This window comes from Shewanella sp. 1CM18E (genome assembly GCF_023161665.1).
Lineage (GTDB): Bacteria > Pseudomonadota > Gammaproteobacteria > Enterobacterales > Shewanellaceae > Shewanella.
The window spans coordinates 181,067-198,287 of sequence record NZ_JALNTW010000005.1 but is presented as its reverse complement, the minus strand read 5'-3'; the positions used below and the strand labels follow the sequence as shown (position 1 = coordinate 198,287).

Here is a 17,221-nt window from a genome sequence, read left to right as displayed (position 1 = left end):
TGCAGATAATACCACTCCTCGCTAAGAAACCATATCCAGCACTTTATCTTCTAATAAGGGTTTCAGCGCTAATTTGTGCAATTTCGCACCTCAAAAAGCCTCAAAACAGCTCAAAGCAACTGAAATCGACCTAAAAAACTTCAATATAACTATAAGTAGGTAGGTGTTCACATCCTAGTCAATCTGCATCAGGCACACTTTTGCTGTCGTTGATAAATCAAACGGCAATAAAAGAAATAAAAGAGAGATAAGTGATGATGAACGCAAACAAATTTAAAACAAGATTGTGCTACGCCACGCTTGTTGCTGCTTGCTCAATGAGCATGGTGGCATGTTCTGGCGATGACGGCAAAGACGGTGAAGATGGTCAGCCTGGTGGCAATACCACCACACAAGCTGAAGTGCTAACCTTAACCCTGACTAGCACCACCATTACCGATAACACCCTAAGCATCGACTTTAGTGCTGAAAACGAACTGGCGATTCCAGTAATAAAAATTGCCGCGATTAAAGTCAATGCCGCTCAGCTGCTGCCACAAATTGAAGGCGAACGCTCACAGTGGCAAAAGCTAGCAGGCGAAACTTGCTCACCTGCTAAAGGCTGCGAAGGCACCTTGGTTGATAACATGGACGGTAGCTACCGCTATACCATGAATGCAACGCTATCGATGGGCGATGTAAGCCATAACAGCGACTTTACTCAACGAGTGCTATTTAGCGTATTAGCAACAGACAATATTCCAGCCACTGAAGTTATTTCAGACTTTAAAGTCGATGGTAGTGAAGTCATCGATAATCGCGGCATTATCGACGGCAGCTCATGCCTGAGCTGTCACGACGATATCGCGTCAATTAAACACGGCGGCGCTAACATTGAAAACTGTGCAAGTTGCCACACTAGCAACAATATGGACAATCCAGAGATGGTTTGGCCGGTACTGGCTCACACCGCCCATATTGGTATTACTCCACAAGCGCTAGGTAACTGTACTAGCTGTCACTCGAAAGAAGTTAGCGAAACTGAGCTACAAGCCACGAACTGGAACTTAGTGCCAACCCGTGAAACCTGTTCTAGCTGTCACGATATGACAACTAATCCAGTGTACGATCACAGCACCCAACCTGATAACGCTAACTGCTTAACCTGTCACTCACCAGAGAACACTTATGACGTTCACATGAGTAAGTCAGAAAAAGCAGTCGCAGAAGATCAGCGCAATATCGTCAACATCAGCCTTGAAGAGGCCAAGCTAGTTGAGCAAAATGGTGAGCATTACGCTGAAATTAGCTTCGCTCTGCTTGATCGCCAAGGCGAGCGCATTAGCGTTGCTAACAACAATCCTGCCGACGCAGATTGGATTAAGAACCTACAGCTTTATGTTAACTGGGGCACCTCAGTCGACTTCACCACCAGCCGTGGTTACAGCATTTTTGTTAAGAGTAACAAGAAAGACATTACCCAAGATGGCAGTGGTGACACGCCAGCCGGCGAGCGTGAGCGTACACCGCTACACGGCTCACAAGACAATGTGTTTACTTACCTAATGGGTCCAATTGTTACTCAAGACGCTATCTCAGGCGACTTAATTGATGATGCAGGCTTTATCACTAACCGCTTTATTTACTGTTTCGATGACGCGCAAAATCTAGTGAGCTGTGACCAAGCCGGCCATACTAAAAACGCTGAAGCCAACAAGCGTTGGTTCTTTGATAAAAATGGCCTAACCGATGCGCCTGAAGCTAAGCGCCCAGTGATTGTGAGCAACAGAACCTGTGGTTCGTGCCACGGCTACGACGAGTTTAACGACAACTCTGAATTAGCTTGCCGCAGCTGCCATAGCCGCAATACCGAGATCAACAAAGAGCTAGCCGATACCACTTGTTTCTCTGGTCACGACCACGACGAACTTGGTGAGCATATTCGTCCATTTGAAGAGCGCGCCATGGTAGCTAAAGGTAAGCCGGGCTTCTTAAGTTCTACAGCTGATATCGTTGACCCATGCTTGGCTTGTCATAACCCGAACACCCCGCCAACTCAGGCAATTCGTGAGATGCACACTAAGCCAAGCGACTGGGATTATGTTGAACAGTTAACTGTAAGTCACCCAGACCACAAGGTATGGATGCACTCACTACATACAAACCAACGTGCCACTCAAGACCGTGAAAATGGCGTGCGTAACATTGAGTTCCCTGCAGATAAAGCTAACTGTTACCGCTGTCACGAAGGCGACACCTTTGGCGTTGACCGTCTAACAGCTGTGGGTCGTCCACTGGCATTAGATTTAGATTACAACCCAGATTCACGTGCTCACCCAGCCACCGATATCACGGTTGATGCTTACACTTCTCCAGTTTCAGCGACTTGCTACGCGTGTCATGCTAAGCAAGAAGACGCTAACGGTAAAATGGTGATCAACAAAGCCGTACGAGCCCATATGGAGCAAAACGGTGGTCGCTTTGGTGTTGCAGCTAACCAGCTGCAAGTTGAAGCGTGCGCAGTGTGTCACTCGCTAGACAACCTTAAACAGGTGCATAACCTTTAAGGTGAAGCCAAAAAGTAATTGATGTCCCTGCAAAAGATATCAAGCAGCCCAACGTTTTACGTTGGGCTGCAACTTTTTAATCAAGCGCAAAATTACCCTGTTAAACATTTAGCCAGCATTTGACGCTTGTATGCGTAAATCTATTTTCTCACAGCGACAAACTTATGCGCGAGCTGGCAACCTTGATGGAAAGCAGGAAGTGGATCAAAGTTTACGGGCAAAGATTTCCTCAGAAATAGACCTAAGAATATACTCAATTAGATATCTGTTTTATAAGAGAACGCCTGTGCAATTAACGCCAACGCTAAGCTTAAACGTGACTCAACAGCACCTTATTGATGCTGAGGACTCGTCACGTATTGAACTCAGCTATGCCGAAACAGCCGTTCTGCAATTGATGCTCAAACATCAAGGCACTCTCATTACCCGCGAAGCCTTACTAGAAGCCGGTTGGCACGACCGTGTGGTTTCCGCCTCATCGTTGCAGCAGTGCATTAGCGTACTAAGAAAAAAGCTCGCCAACTACCCAGATATTGAGCTAAAAACTATTCCTAGGCATGGCTATGTATTGCACTTAGCAACAAAAGACTCACAGGCGGCAAAACTCAAGCAACCTAAAGCCATTGTGCTATTTGCTATAGCAGTCATCCTGTTGGGGTTATTACTCGGCTACGCCTATTTTACTCATCAACAAGCGCCGTATAGTGAAACCAGTATCAGCACTAAACTGAACCACGCAACGGGTGAAATGACCGTTTTTAGCCCTAGCGCTGATGATAAGCTTAGCGTCAATATGGTCAATCAACGCTTAGGCAACCAAATAGCCCATGAGCCCAACTGGCAAGCGCCTTTCAAACAATTTAGTAGCTTTGCTTTGCTCAACCAGCAGATGGACAACTTTGCTATCTGTCCTGACTATCAAGATAATCAGTGCAGCGGCAAACAGCTGATCAATATCAGTAGCGAAACCGGTCATGGCAGTAAGCTGGCGTTATCAGACTTTTTGACCACCAAAATACGCATGGAACAAAAGACCTATAACAAGCTTGATCTGCCTGAGCTTAGAGCGCATCAGGGCGATCTTAAAGAGCAGGTTTATCATGGCGACTTGTACTTCTCTATCGATGATCATCGCTTGGTGCGGAGCGACATTCGCATCTCATTAGTCAACCTTGCACCAGATAATGGCATCTTCTATTTTGCCGCCTGCATTACCGATGAGGATTGCTATACCACGCCAATCCGTTACGAGATCCGTGGCCAATTTAAGCGCACCACCGAAAAATGGCAGCAGCGCAGAGTGGAGCGCTTTGATATCGACGTCAGTAAAACCACGCTATCTTCACCGAATGCCTTATCTGATACCGCGCAAACCATCTACCTCGCGCTAAGAAAACAGCATTTAACTCAAGCCCAACTGAGCTTTTATCGCATTTATCAAGATGACGGCACCGCTGTTTGGCAACTGCCATTGGTGAACGATAACGTTATGTGGATGCAACGCCAGACACTCAAATTATGATCCCTTGCCTGAGTTGATATATAATCTAACCTCTGTTCCTTTAGGCTAAAAACTCAATGTTAAGTTATCGTCACGGCTACCACGCTGGCAATTATGCCGATGTTCTCAAGCACGCTATTTTGCTACAAGTGCTTAAACTCATGCACAAAAAAGATAAGCCTCTGGCTTATATCGACACCCATGCAGGCGCTGGCGGTTACGCATTAACTGATGAGTTTTCAAAGAAAACCGGTGAATACCTCGATGGTGTAGCCAGACTATGGGAAAGAACCGACTTACCAGAGTCTTTAGTGCAATACATCGAAGACGTGAAGCACTTCAACCAAGGTAAACAAGAGCTAGAGTTCTACCCTGGTTCACCTGCTTTTGTTGATATGAACATGCGTGAAAAAGACCGCATGGTATTGCACGAACTACACGGTACTGACTTTTTAACTCTGGATGAGCAATTTAGCGGTGATCGCGCTGTACGCGTTATCAAAGGTGATGGTCTTAAAGGCCTGATTGCTGCAGTGCCGCCACTTGAGCGCCGCGGCGTGATTTTGATTGACCCAAGTTACGAAATCAAAACCGATTACCAAGATGTGGCTAAAGCGATTATCAAAGCCCACAAACGCTTTTCTACCGGCGTATTTATGCTGTGGTATCCGGTTGTGGATCGTGACCAAACCGAAGGCATGCTTAAACTATTAGCTGAAAGCGGCATTAAAAACCAATTACGTATCGAGCAAGCGATTAAGCCTGATAGTAATGAGTTTGGCATGACAGCAGCAGGTCTGTGGATCATTAACCCACCATGGCAGCTAGATACTACAGCTAAAGAGATGCTGGATTACTTAGAACGTCGCATCGGCCATAACGGCGGCAAGACAATCGTTAAACAAGAAGTGCCTGAGTAGAAGATAGAGCCTAGGAAAGCAAAGAAAGGTCCTAGGTGCGAGGTTCTAGGCCCTAGGAAAAGCTAAGACGGAAAAGCAACAATCAAAAGATGTCAGCCTCAACGAGTCAGTTTTGACCTTGCTTTTAAGCTTTTCCTAGCAGCCAACTTGTTGGCGCCCTCGCAGGTGCGTAGCACCGTCCTAGCAGTGAGCCTGCGAACGCCCTAGTACCTGATGCCTATAAACACTCTTGATCATCATTAACCTGACGAGTAAACACGCCCAAAATGGCATTGATGATCCCCACCTCTGTATCTCTATTATTCGCTGATGATTCCGAACTGCCGCCAATCGCTTGTCGTTGTTCTCTTTGCTCTGCGTTACCGTGAGCACCGCTAACAAAATCACAGCCGGCATTGGCTGCAGTGTTTGATGAACAGCCCGTTGCCACGATACTTATCAGCATTATCATCACAGTCCTTTGTACTCGCTTTTGCCTAAGCCCTTGTATAAGCCTTTGCATCAATTCTTTCCTTAATTATTCAAACAACGACTCAATCTGGTCGCTTAAAATGCACCTGCGGCCCCAGGAAATACCACAGGGCTTACGTTACCATTAGCACTCACACTGGCAACACCAAATAGGTAGTTATCAATCACCATATTATTCAAGGTGAATGACTCAACCTTACCGACATAGCGGCTATGGGTCCACTCAGGTTCAGTGGTTAAACGCCAATATACCCGGTAACCAACCACATCTTTAGCGGCACTTTGCTGCCAACTCAGTGTGGTATTAGCTGACACTTTACCCGCAATGGTCACTTCGCTTGGCGGCGCTGGAGCCCAAGCCATTGAGGCTAAACTTATCGCATTAAGCGCGGTGAGCTTGGCATTAAAATCAAAGTCGACACCCTCAATCACATCACCATAAGCAATGCCGTTCTCTACGCGAATATCTTGATGTTGGCGATCATAATGCTCGTTAGTTTCCATGATCCGCACCGCAGGAAAGCCTGCTTTATTGAACGGTAAATGGTGACCACCGCGACCAAATCTGTCTAAGCGGTATACCAACATTACATCGAGATTTGTCATGTATTGGTCAGCTAACGTTTTGATCTTACGAGCGAGATTGCGAGATGCTGAATCATTCTCACCACCACTGAAATAACGCTCTTTAGCTTCATCGGCGGTTTCTGCAATGCGCACACCTTCTGAAAATACTCGCACCGAGCGGTTATCGATAACGCCATTAATCCCTGCAATATTACCTATCATGTCATTATTGAGTACCGCTGTAACTCGCCAGCCTTGCTCTTTTGCATACTGAGCGAGCGTTGCTCCGCCATATAGGCCCTGTTCTTCGCCAGATAACGCGGCATAAACAATCGTGCCAGCAAACTGATACTGCGACAGCACCCTCGCCGCCTCAATCGCCCCCGCCACGCCAGAGGCATTATCATTTGCACCGGGTGAAATTGATTTAGCATTCATCACATCGGTTACGCGTGAATCAATATCGCCACTCATCATTACCACGCGTTTGGGGTCAAGTGTGCTGCGCTGAATGGCGATAACATTGACCACTTCAGTGGGATTAGGAATACGCTTTCCGGTGACGGTATCGCTTATGGCTATCACCTCTAAACAACCACCACATGCAGCAGATATTTGCTCAAACTCCGCCTTAATCCAGCGCCTTGCCGCACCAATCCCTTGGCTGTCTGATTGGGTTTCAGACAAAGTATGCCGGGTGCCAAAGCTCACCAGTTTAGCCACATCTTGATGCAAACGGCTTGCAGAGGTGGCGTTGGCAATATCGTATAAACGCATATCTTCAGTTGACGGGGCAGCCGTTAACTGCGCATCTTGGTTAGCAAAAGCGGCAGCAGGTATTAGCAGGGATAAAGCGGCCACGCTTGAGGTCACGCGGCTTTTGATTGAGGGGATACATTGCATAATCGGCGCATTCTTTTGTTGTTATTTTAAACAACACAGTAGCAAAATCCAGCGCCTAAAACAGATCAAGACGGTAAACAATTGTTAATAGGTATGTCAGTCAATAAACCGGCCTTGGCAGCTAATGTAATACTGAGTGTAACTCATCAAATAGCCAATGCATTACCGGGCCGATTTGCTTATCTCGGCGATTCACCACGCCCATTTCCACCAGCAATGGCTCGGTAATATATTCGGTTGAAAGCTCTTTTAAATCTTCAATATACCAGTCAGACTTGGCGACATGTTCTGGCACTAACGCCCAGCCCACGCCCTGTAAAACCAAAGCAACTATGTAGTAGTAGCTATCAATATACCAATAGTTTGCCGATAACGTTGCCGTTTGTGACTGCCCGGTAATATCGCAAATAGCCAACTGCCGATATTGCATCAGCTGCTCTAATGTCGGCGCGGGGCAGGCAGCTAAAGGGTGGGAGGGTGCGACCACTAAACTTTGTTTAAACTGACCAATCGACATAAAATCGAGCGAGTCTGGCAGCATGGTCGAGGAGTGAAACATAATGCCGATATCGGCGCGTCCGGCATCCACCCATGCACCAATATCCTCTTGCGAACCATTGATGATGGTGAGCTTCAGCAGCGGAAATTGCGTCGATATACGCTGAAATAACGCTTCAAATGCAGTAACTGGCACAGCTTCATCCATGGCAACAGTCAGCGAGATCTCCTCACCTGAGGTGACCGTCATTGCACGGGCATTTAAGCGTTGGCATTGAGCGAGTACTGACTGCGCTTCGATAAACATCTCTTCCCCAAGTTTAGTCAGCACTGGTAGCTTGGCGCTACGATCAAACAACTCAAAGCCAAGATCTGCCTCTAAGTTACTCACCGCGGTACTTATACGCGACTGCGCTTTACCCATTTTGCGCGCCGCAGCGGAAAATGAGCCTAGCTTTACCGAGTTTACAAATGCATTAAGCTCATCAATCGTCCAGTTCATCGCTCACTCGCTCATCTATACCAAAAACAGATAGTAACTAACTTTATTCAATCTCAAATACAGAGTAACTTGCCGAGCTTTATTGTTCAATATTGATATTCCTATGTTAGATCCAAGCATCGAAAACACACAGACTCAGTCCATTAGCCGCACATTCTGGCGTTATACCTTGCCAGCCATTGCCGCTATGTTAGTTAACGGTTTATACCAAATCGTCGACGGCATTTTTATTGGGCATTACATAGGGTTTGAAGGACTAGCTGCAATCAATATGGCTTGGCCAGTGATCTACTTTATGGTGGGTTTTGGCATCATGGTGGGTATGGGCAGCGGTAGCTTATTATCGATTCAGCGAGGCAAAGGTGATACCCGCGCCGCGCCAACCATTTTAACTAGCAGCTTAATGATTATGCTGGGGTTAGCTGCCATATCGACTACGATTTTAATCGCTTGTAGCGATCTATTTCTTAAGGCTCAAGGTGGCGCTGGTAATACCTTGGTCATGGCGCAGGAGTATATTGGCGTATTCACCTGGGGCGCTGTAATTACCGTAATAGCGTCAGCTATTCCTTTGCTGATCAGAAATGATGAAAGCCCAAACATTGCCACCGGCTTAATGGTGTTAGGCGCTGTGATCAATATTGCGCTCGACTATCTACTGATCGGCGTATTCGATTTTGGCTTATTAGGTGCATCAATGGCGACCATCAGCGCACAAGCAGTAGTTTGTGTCTTAGGCCTTATCTATTTTTGCTCAGCTAGAAGTAGCATTAACTGGTCAGCCAAATTTAGCTGGTTTAACGCCTCTTTTGCCAAGCAAATCGTACTGCTTGGCTCTTCTAGCCTATTTATGTACTTGTACACTAGCTTTGTGTTTGCGCTACATAACCGCTTATTCACTGAGTATGGTACGCCGCTCACCGTTGGCGCATTTGCCATCGTCGGCTACTTGATGGTGTTGTACTATCTAGTGGCTGAAGGCATTGCAGAGGGTATGCAGCCGCCGGTGAGTTACTACTATGGCGCTGAGCAGCATGAAAACATCAATAAGATGCTTAAGCTGTCGGTAAAAGTAACCTTAATTGCCGGTACCAGCTGGGTGTTACTACTCAACCTATTACCTGAAACCATGGTTGGCTTGTTTAACAATGACGATCCATTGTTAATCGCAACTGCGATTGATGGCATTAAAATGCACCTGTTCGCCATGCCGCTAGATGGCTTTATCGCGCTATCCTCAATCTACTTTATGGCGACTAACCAAGGCGTTAAAGCACTCGTCATCGCTTGTGGCAATATGCTAATCCAGCTGCCATTTTTAATGATTTTACCTAAATTTTTGGGCGTGAATGGCGTGTGGATGGCTATGCCACTGTCTAACATTGCTTTGTGTTTAATCGTGGTGCCTATGGTGTGGTTAGATATTAAAGCTCGCGCTAAAAAGGCCAATCAAGCTAAATCTGAACACACTAAATCTGAACAAACTAAGTCAAACAAAGCCGAGTTAAACCAAGCTGCAGTAGCACTATAATAATCTAATATTTTAGAGCATATTGCGAAAGCGCTTACCCTCTGCGGTAGCGCTTGAGCAGTATTTGCACTCGCTCCACATAGGCGCGAGTTTCTGAGTAAGGCGGTACGCCATTATACTGCTCAACCCTTGATGCTCCTGCGTTATAAGCCGCACACGCCAAGGTAATATCACCATCAAAACGTTTTAGCAGCTGAGCGAGATAACGGCTTCCAGCTGCGATATTTTCTTGCGGATGGAATGCATCAACCACGCCTAACTCTTTTGCTGTTGCAGGCATTAACTGCATCAAACCTTGTGCGCCAGTTTTTGATACCGCCGCAGGCTTAAATGCTGATTCAGCATGGATCACCGCTCGAATAAGTGCCGGCTCTAACTGGTAAGTGTGAGCAGCTGCGGCAATTTGTTGCTTATATAGCGAGGTAAATAGTGGGATTGATTGCCAGTTAATATTCGATTCTGATTGGCAGGCGTAACAGTCAAACAGTAAAACTTGGTAATGCCCTTGCTGCGGTGCATAGTCGCTGAATACTAAGTTGCCGTCTTCACTGCGATAGTGATAAACCTTTTCTCCCTGCTTAGTTTTAGCCACGTCAGAATTCATTGAGATAGGCTCCGAGTTGACAACTGAGCGAGCTAATGCACTTTTATTCGCAGGCTTAGCAACAAAGTGTGGCTTAGTGTTTTCTGCCGCCACGTTAGCCGACAATACCGCAAGAATGAGTCCCAGCCATCGAGCCATCATAACCCTGTCGATTGCTCAAGTTGCAACACATCGACAATAGCGAAAAGCTGCTTCATTTCTTTGTTGATCTGACTAAACTCATATTCAAAAGTCGCCGGCTTAAATATCGATGCCATCTCAAAGCGATCTTGTTTACTACCGAGCATGATCAGCAATTTATTACGGTAAAATGCACACTGGATCTTATTACCAAAACTGGCAGACAAGGCCTGTAAACGCTCCATAAAGCTCACGGTTAACAGATAACGAGCCTCAATTTGGTTAGTGGAAAATACATCGAATTGCTTTTCAAAAATCGGATCTTCTAGCTTTACTCGATCTAAGCTTTTAAACGAATCAGACAGGAAATTAACTAAGCCGCCTCGGGTTTTAACCACCACAGTATGACCTCGAAAATCTTTATGGCTACTGAGCTCTATCATGACACCTTTAAATACAGTGACCGTATCAGTCGATTTATCGCGCCTAACTTGCTTGGTCAAATGCAGTTCATTTAAGGCGATTTCTACCCCGTTATATGTGCCCTGCACATAATCAGAGAAGTTGGCATCTTCGTAGTAAGGTAAGAGCTTCGATGCCTTTAACACCGACAAACTCATTTTATGGTCGGCGCTGAATATAAAGTCCTGACCGAAATATTTAAAAATAAGCGGATAGATTTTCTGTTTTACATCATTTTTATAATGCTTAATCGGGTTATACAGCCACCACAATAAAGGCAAAGCCAGAACAACCAGGCCTATTAGGTAAACCATTAACGGCTCAGATAAGCGCATATATGGCATAAACATAAAGGCCAATACCGCAAGCGCAACATAGATAATACTGCAAAGATATAAACGCTTGCGGCAAGCTTTTAAACTGGCCACTCGGGCGTTTTCAAATTTACTGGTTAGTGGCTCTAGGTGCTGTCGATAATATTGAGTAAAAGCTTCTATCTCAGCAGAACTGGCGACAAGATTATTAGTTTGGCGCACAGCTCTTATCGGTGCACCAAACAGAAAACTAAAAATATTCATAATACTAGTTTTCTTGTCTTCTTTACCTCTATACGCAGCAGCAAAGTTACGCTATTTCAAGAAGTCGGCGGCATCTACTGGGGCTTTAGCAGCCTCGTCAGCTTCATAAAATGGCATCACCTTAACCTTGGCTATTGAGGCGATAATCGAACCAGGAAAGATCTCAACCGCGGTATTGAGTTCAGACACGGCCGAATTATAAAAACGACGTGCGGCAGAGAGTTGCGCCTCAACTTCATTATAAGTTTGCATTGCCTGCAGCATGGTGTTGTCAGATTTAAGCTCGGGGTAATTTTCAACGCTGACCATCAACTGCGACATTTTCTGGTTCATCTTTTCAGCGACTTGCAGGTGATTTTTAACTGACTCAGGATCAACGGCATCGTAGCCTTTGGTCGCCAACGCTCTTAATTCAGTGATTTCAGTCAGTAAGGATTTCTCATGATCCATATACTTCTGCGCAATTTTGAGGATGTTCGGCACTAAGTTGGCGCGCTTTTTAAGTTGAACATCAATGCCAGACAGGGCTTCTCGACCAGTGTTACGCTTTTTAATTAAGCTCACATACCAAAGGTAGCCAATAATAACCACTAGGCCTAACCCTAATAATATCCCTTCCATTTGTACTTCCTATTATTCTTTTTAATGGCAACTGACTCACCTTAACCGCTGTAATTGGGCCAAAACGGCAAAACCAGTTTCATTGTTATTGCCATACTGTTACTTATTTGAGTAACTAAATCCAGCTTATGTAAAGATTTATCCATTCTTTAAAAGCGTTACTTTTTAAGCACACATGCAAAAAACTCTCGCCATCTACCCTATAAGCTTATGTTTAAACGAACATTAATAGCTGACTTACCTCATTTTTATATTTAAATAAGCAAAATTAGCCAGCCATGCGTAAAATTTAACTTACAAATAATGTAACCAATTGAAAAGTTATAAATATATAACAAATATAATCAGCGTTTTTTTGAGCAACTTATTTCTCATTTGGGCTAATCCCGACTGTTTATCGAGTTAAAATTTAAATTTAACTCCACTTTTATTTAACTTTGCTCTTACTTGGCTATTTATCATGGTTTATCTGCAAGCGTTAGCCAAAATCAGCCATATAAAACAAACATCAGCAGTTATAAGCATCATAAATCTATTCAGCAACAGTACAGCTTGCCCTAGTTATAGTTATCCCACTCCTAACGGACAACTTATCCATTTATCCCCTTCGGACTCATTCATATGAGTCCTTTTTTTTGCCTGTGATTTAATTTTCCCTATATACATAAGCACTTTGAAATATTCATCCATCTACAAAACACGAGACAACTTTTATCCGCATAAAGTCGGACAATCATTCAGCCTAGATACAGCTAGCACTAGTTATAGTAATTCCACTCCCAACGGAAATTGTTAATCAATCCCTTTTAGACTCATCCTATATGAGTCTTTTTTTTGCCTCTAAATCTAGCCTGAATAATCTCATTACCCAGTTAAAAACCGCACTACAGCTCGATTTCTATGTTTTTGTTATCTCTGCTAAATCGTTCGATTTAAGGTTTAATTAATTTTATTTATCCATCATGACACATAGGCTTAACAATAAATGCTCATTAGTAGCTACTCAGGCCGCACATCAGTAGAATAATAAAAATAATAATTAATATTGAAGGAAGACCTTATGAGCTCCAATAACGGCGATAGCTTACCTTTGCCTGGTGACGTCCCCTCTGACCCCAACAATCAGCCTAGTGGTTGGTTTGTCCGCTTCCTTAACGTTGTAGAAAGACTCGGTAATTTACTACCTCACCCTATTACGCTTTTTGCCATGTTCTGCGCTGCCGTCGTAGTCATTAGTGGTATTGCTGGATACTTTGAATTAACCGTTGTTGACCCTCGCCCAGAGGGTGCATCAGGGCGCAGCGCCGATGGTCTTATCCATGTTGTTAGCTTGATGAACGCCGAAGGCTTGCGGATGATAGTCTCCAACTTGGTGACTAACTTTACCGGCTTTACCCCGCTAGGTACCGTGCTTGTAGCATTATTGGGGGTAGGTATTGCCGACCGTTCAGGCTTATTATCTGCCGCGATGCGTTTACTGGTTATGGGCGCATCTAAGCGCTTAGTTACAATGACCTTAGTCTTTGCCGGTATCGTTTCAAACACCGCATCAGAGCTAGGCTATGTGGTGTTAATTCCGATGGCCGCGATGATCTTCCATTCGTTAGGACGTCATCCTCTCGCCGGTCTTGCGGCAGCATTTGCTGGTGTATCTGGCGGTTACAGCGCCAACTTATTGCTTGGCACAGTGGACCCTCTGCTTTCAGGGATCACCGAAGCTGCAGCGCAAATGATCGATCCTGACTACTTAGTTGGCCCAGAAGTAAACTGGTACTTCATGTTTGTTTCTACCTTCTTAATCACCTTCTTGGGTGCATTTGTTACCGAGAAAATTGTTGAGCCAAAGCTAGGTAAATATGATGCTAGCGAAGCAGCGATTGATCTTAGCGAACAGAAGATGGATACCGTTAGTGCCCTTGAGAAAAAGGGACTTAAAATCGCCGGCCTTGCGGTATTAGTGATGTCTGCACTACTGGCGTTAACCATTATTCCTGAAGGCGCTCCGCTTAGAAACCAAGAGACGGGCTTAGTCGCTGGCTCGCCATTTCTAAAAGGAATTGTGGCATTCATTTTTGTGTGTTTCGCTATTCCTGGTCTGGTTTATGGCCGTGTAGTGGGCAGCATGAAGCGCGATATTGATGTCATTAACGCCATGTCTAGCAGCATGAGCAGCATGGGCATGTATATAGTTTTAGTGTTCTTTGCTTCGCAGTTTGTGGCTTTCTTTAAATGGACAAACTTAGGCGCTGTGCTAGCGGTATCTGGCGCAGATGCGCTCAATGCAGTAGGCCTAACGGGTCCGCTAGTATTTGTGCTGTTTATTATGATGTGTGGCTTTATCAACTTGATGTTAGGTAGTGCTTCTGCCCAGTGGGCGGTAACAGCACCTATCTTCGTACCTATGTTGATGTTAGTGGGTTACGCACCAGAAACTATTCAGGCGGCTTACCGAATCGGTGACTCGGTGACTAACCTTATTACCCCAATGATGAGTTACTTTGGCCTGATTTTGGCTGTTGCTTCGCAGTACAAAAAGAACCTAGGTATTGGTACGCTAGTTGCCACCATGCTGCCTTACTCAATCGTATTCTTTATCGGGTGGACCTGTTTCTTCTTTATCTGGGTATTCGTGATTGGTCTACCTGTTGGTCCTGGTGCGGCAACGTATTACACGCCTTAATCGTCAGCACTTACCTCGCGAAACCCAAAAGACCTAACTATTGATAGTTAGGTCTTTTTTCATCACCACCACAAGCAAACCCGACTGCCGCCTTACAAGTCTGTTTATCATCGACAGCCCATCAACTATGACTTTCTGTCAGCAAAGCCGTGCTATTGGTCACTATTGCAGCTTTTGCTTTATTAACAAGCGATCCATTTAAGGTTCAATTAATTTTGCTTATCCATGATGCCAGCAGCTTCAATTTAATAGAAGTCAGCATCTTAGCGCCAATCAAACGCTATTCCTGCCGCATATATACTCAAAGCAATACCAAAATAATTAAAAATAATAACAACATTTTGTAAGGAAAAACCCATGAGCAGTAATAACGGAGATCGCCTGCATCAGTCAGGCGGTGCCTCTTTAGATCCTAATAATCAAGTCAGTGGTTGGTTTGTTCGCTTCCTCAACATAGTAGAGAGACTCGGCAATCTGTTACCTCACCCCATTACCCTTTTTGCTATTTTCTGTGCGGCCGTTGTCGTCATCAGTGGCATTGCTGGTTACTTTGAATTAAGCGTGGTCGACCCTAGACCCGAAGGGTCATCAGGTCGCAGCAGTGACGGTATGATCCATGTCGTCAGCCTGATGAATGCTGAAGGTCTAAGGATGATCGTCTCCAACTTAGTCACTAACTTCACCGGCTTTACTCCGCTTGGAACGGTACTTGTTGCCTTACTCGGTGTCGGTATTGCTGACCGCTCAGGTCTATTATCTGCTGCAATGCGTTCACTGGTGATGGGAACATCTAAACGCTTAGTTACGCTCACTATCGTATTTGCGGGTATCGTTTCCAATACAGCAGCAGAGCTCGGATACGTGGTGCTAATCCCGATGGCGGCGATGATTTTCCACTCGTTAGGGCGTCACCCTCTAGCGGGCTTAGCTGCAGCGTTTGCCGGCGTGTCCGGTGGTTACAGCGCTAACTTACTGCTAGGTACAGTCGATCCATTGCTATCTGGCATCACCGAAGCCGCCGCGCAAATGATTGACCCTGATTACACGGTAGGTCCTGAAGCCAACTGGTACTTTATGTTTGCTTCAACCTTCATTATTACCTTTTTAGGTGCTTTCGTTACCGAAAAAATCGTTGAGCCTAAACTCGGAAAATATGATCCAAGCCAAGCCTCGAATGATCTTGCAGAGGCGAAAATGGAAGGTATCAGTGCAATTGAAAAGCGCGGGTTAAAGGCTGCAGGTATCGCAGTTTTAGTCATGTCGATCCTGTTAGCACTCACTGTGGTACCCGAAGGTGCACCGCTTAGAGATCCTCAAACAGGGCTGGTCTCTGGCTCGCCATTTTTAAAAGGTATTGTCGCCTTTATCTTTATCTGTTTTGCCATTCCCGGACTGGTTTATGGTCGTATCGTCGGCACTATGAAGCGTGATGTTGATGTGATTAATGCCATGTCTCACAGCATGAGTAGCATGGGCATGTATATCGTGCTGGTATTCTTCGCCTCGCAATTCGTGGCTTTCTTTACTTGGACCAATTTAGGTTCAGTGTTAGCCGTTGCAGGAGCGGATGCATTACAAGCAATCGGCCTAACAGGGCCGCTTGTATTTGTTATCTTCATCGCTATGTGTGGCTTTATTAACTTAATGCTCGGCAGTGCTTCAGCGCAGTGGGCGGTAACTGCACCTGTATTTGTGCCAATGTTAATGCTAGTCGGTTACGCGCCAGAAACCATTCAGGCCGCATACCGAATTGGTGACTCGGTGACTAACCTTATTACCCCAATGATGAGTTACTTTGGCCTTATTTTAGCGGTTGCAACCCAATACAATAAGAACCTGGGTATTGGCACCTTAATCGCCACTATGCTGCCATACACGATAGTATTCTTTATTGGCTGGACCAGTTTCTTCTTTATCTGGGTATTTGGATTCGGCTTACCAGTCGGCCCAGGCTCAGCAACGTATTACACGCCTTAAGCCCCTAATGCCAAACAAAAGGCTTAGCAGATTGCTAAGCCTTTTTCCTGATTGGTATTAGCCTTACTTCACAGCCGCTCAATTCGTTACAGACTATAATAAGTTCAATACTCATCTAACTAATAGCAGTCAAAGCTATTACCTGCAGAACAAGTCCTCGCTTATGAAACTATTTATCGCTTCTGATTTACACGGCAGTTTGCCAGCAACCCAAGCCATGTTAGCTCGCTTTGAAGCGTCCAACGCTGACCACCTTATTTTGTTAGGTGACTTACTTAATCATGGACCGCGTAACGCCATTCCTGAAGGTTATAATCCAGTTGCAACCGCTGAAGCACTTAATACTTATAGCAACAAGATTATTGCAGTGCGTGGTAACTGCGATAGCGAAGTAGACCAAGCCTTGTTGCAGTTTCCCATCACTGCTAGCTACGCTCATGTACTGCTACCACAGATGCGTTTATTGTTAACCCATGGCCATATTTATAATCCAGATAACCTACCACCACTGCAAAACGGCGACGGTTTACTCTATGGTCATAGTCATATTGCAGTGGCTGAATATCGCGATGATATTTTGCTATTTAATCCCGGGTCTACCACGATTCCACGTAACGATGGCCGTGCCTCATACGGTTTGATTACTGCCACAGAATGTCAGGTTCGCACTTTAGATAACAACGAGCTATTAGTTAGCTGTCCGATACGTCATAAGCTATAAAGAGCGTTATAGCCTAGAA

General features: G+C 45.1%; 13 protein-coding genes. 7 read left to right on the top strand and 6 right to left on the bottom strand.

All coding sequences use genetic code 11. The annotated features are described in order from the left end of the window. Positions 1-254 precede the first annotated feature (254 nt). The 3 genes from MSG37_RS09670 (at position 255) to rlmJ (ending at position 4,967) form a co-directional block, all read left to right on the top strand. Positions 255-2,546, top strand: coding sequence for an OmcA/MtrC family decaheme c-type cytochrome (locus MSG37_RS09670; RefSeq protein WP_248470431.1), 2,292 nt, complete (start codon positions 255-257; stop codon positions 2,544-2,546). 286 nt (positions 2,547-2,832) lie between these two features. Further along, complete coding sequence (locus MSG37_RS09665; protein ID WP_248470430.1) at positions 2,833-4,068, top strand: helix-turn-helix domain-containing protein; 1,236 nt, start codon at positions 2,833-2,835, stop codon at positions 4,066-4,068. A 56-nt stretch (positions 4,069-4,124) separates the two neighbouring features. Then, positions 4,125-4,967, top strand: a complete 843-nt coding sequence (rlmJ, locus tag MSG37_RS09660; protein ID WP_248470429.1) for a 23S rRNA (adenine(2030)-N(6))-methyltransferase RlmJ — start codon at positions 4,125-4,127, stop codon at positions 4,965-4,967. 217 nt (positions 4,968-5,184) lie between these two features. On the opposite strand, the gene MSG37_RS09655 is transcribed toward rlmJ, so the two are convergent. From MSG37_RS09655 to MSG37_RS09645, 3 genes are all read right to left on the bottom strand, one after another. Then, on the bottom strand, positions 5,185-5,412 hold the full coding sequence (locus MSG37_RS09655; RefSeq protein WP_248470428.1) for a hypothetical protein: 228 nt from the start codon (positions 5,410-5,412) through the stop codon (positions 5,185-5,187). Between the two features lie 101 nt (positions 5,413-5,513). Further along, positions 5,514-6,908, bottom strand: coding sequence for a M28 family peptidase (locus tag MSG37_RS09650; protein ID WP_248470427.1), 1,395 nt, complete (start codon positions 6,906-6,908; stop codon positions 5,514-5,516). 121 nt (positions 6,909-7,029) lie between these two features. Further along, positions 7,030-7,908, bottom strand: a complete 879-nt coding sequence (locus MSG37_RS09645; protein ID WP_248470426.1) for a LysR family transcriptional regulator — start codon at positions 7,906-7,908, stop codon at positions 7,030-7,032. 103 nt (positions 7,909-8,011) lie between these two features. Here MSG37_RS09645 and MSG37_RS09640 point away from each other — a divergent pair, with 103 nt between their 5' ends. Further along, the gene (locus tag MSG37_RS09640) at positions 8,012-9,439 is read left to right on the top strand and encodes an MATE family efflux transporter (RefSeq protein WP_248470425.1); all 1,428 of its coding nucleotides are present in this window, start codon (positions 8,012-8,014) and stop codon (positions 9,437-9,439) included. 34 nt (positions 9,440-9,473) lie between these two features. On the opposite strand, the gene MSG37_RS09635 is transcribed toward MSG37_RS09640, so the two are convergent. From MSG37_RS09635 to MSG37_RS09625, 3 genes are read right to left on the bottom strand one after another with little or no spacing between them, the layout of a single operon-like run. Further along, a complete protein-coding gene (locus MSG37_RS09635; protein ID WP_248470424.1) occupies positions 9,474-10,184 on the bottom strand; it encodes a lytic transglycosylase domain-containing protein in 711 nt (236 codons plus the stop codon). Then, positions 10,181-11,203 (bottom strand): DUF3137 domain-containing protein, encoded by a 1,023-nt coding sequence (locus tag MSG37_RS09630; protein ID WP_248470423.1) that lies wholly within the window; start codon positions 11,201-11,203, stop codon positions 10,181-10,183. The genes MSG37_RS09635 and MSG37_RS09630 overlap by 4 nt, the downstream gene beginning before the upstream one ends. 51 nt (positions 11,204-11,254) lie before the next feature. Then, the gene (locus MSG37_RS09625; RefSeq protein WP_248470422.1) at positions 11,255-11,824 is read right to left on the bottom strand and encodes a LemA family protein; all 570 of its coding nucleotides are present in this window, start codon (positions 11,822-11,824) and stop codon (positions 11,255-11,257) included. Positions 11,825-12,884: 1,060 nt separating this feature from the next. Here MSG37_RS09625 and MSG37_RS09620 point away from each other — a divergent pair. The 3 genes from MSG37_RS09620 to yfcE all read left to right on the top strand — a co-directional run bounded on the left by MSG37_RS09620 (position 12,885) and on the right by yfcE (position 17,202). Next, a complete protein-coding gene (locus MSG37_RS09620; protein WP_248470421.1) occupies positions 12,885-14,504 on the top strand; it encodes an AbgT family transporter in 1,620 nt (539 codons plus the stop codon). 357 nt (positions 14,505-14,861) lie between these two features. Beyond that, positions 14,862-16,481, top strand: a complete 1,620-nt coding sequence (locus MSG37_RS09615) for an AbgT family transporter (protein ID WP_248470420.1) — start codon at positions 14,862-14,864, stop codon at positions 16,479-16,481. 163 nt (positions 16,482-16,644) lie between these two features. After that, positions 16,645-17,202, top strand: coding sequence for a phosphodiesterase (gene yfcE / locus MSG37_RS09610; protein ID WP_248470419.1), 558 nt, complete (start codon positions 16,645-16,647; stop codon positions 17,200-17,202). Positions 17,203-17,221: the final 19 nt, after the last annotated feature.

Excerpts from the sequence above, each read along its gene's own strand:
- yfcE (WP_248470419.1), top strand. The coding sequence starts at position 16,645 with ATGAAACTATTTATCGCTTCTGATTTACACGGCAGTTTGCCAGCAACC.
- MSG37_RS09625 (WP_248470422.1), bottom strand. The coding sequence starts at position 11,824 with ATGGAAGGGATATTATTAGGGTTAGGCCTAGTGGTTATTATTGGCTAC.
- MSG37_RS09640 (WP_248470425.1), top strand. The coding sequence starts at position 8,012 with ATGTTAGATCCAAGCATCGAAAACACACAGACTCAGTCCATTAGCCGC.
- MSG37_RS09620 (WP_248470421.1), top strand. The coding sequence starts at position 12,885 with ATGAGCTCCAATAACGGCGATAGCTTACCTTTGCCTGGTGACGTCCCC.
- MSG37_RS09645 (WP_248470426.1), bottom strand. The coding sequence starts at position 7,908 with ATGAACTGGACGATTGATGAGCTTAATGCATTTGTAAACTCGGTAAAG.
- MSG37_RS09615 (WP_248470420.1), top strand. The coding sequence starts at position 14,862 with ATGAGCAGTAATAACGGAGATCGCCTGCATCAGTCAGGCGGTGCCTCT.
- rlmJ (WP_248470429.1), top strand. The coding sequence starts at position 4,125 with ATGTTAAGTTATCGTCACGGCTACCACGCTGGCAATTATGCCGATGTT.
- MSG37_RS09630 (WP_248470423.1), bottom strand. The coding sequence starts at position 11,203 with ATGAATATTTTTAGTTTTCTGTTTGGTGCACCGATAAGAGCTGTGCGC.
- MSG37_RS09670 (WP_248470431.1), top strand. The coding sequence starts at position 255 with ATGATGAACGCAAACAAATTTAAAACAAGATTGTGCTACGCCACGCTT.
- MSG37_RS09650 (WP_248470427.1), bottom strand. The coding sequence starts at position 6,908 with ATGCAATGTATCCCCTCAATCAAAAGCCGCGTGACCTCAAGCGTGGCC.
- MSG37_RS09635 (WP_248470424.1), bottom strand. The coding sequence starts at position 10,184 with ATGATGGCTCGATGGCTGGGACTCATTCTTGCGGTATTGTCGGCTAAC.
- MSG37_RS09655 (WP_248470428.1), bottom strand. The coding sequence starts at position 5,412 with ATGCTGATAAGTATCGTGGCAACGGGCTGTTCATCAAACACTGCAGCC.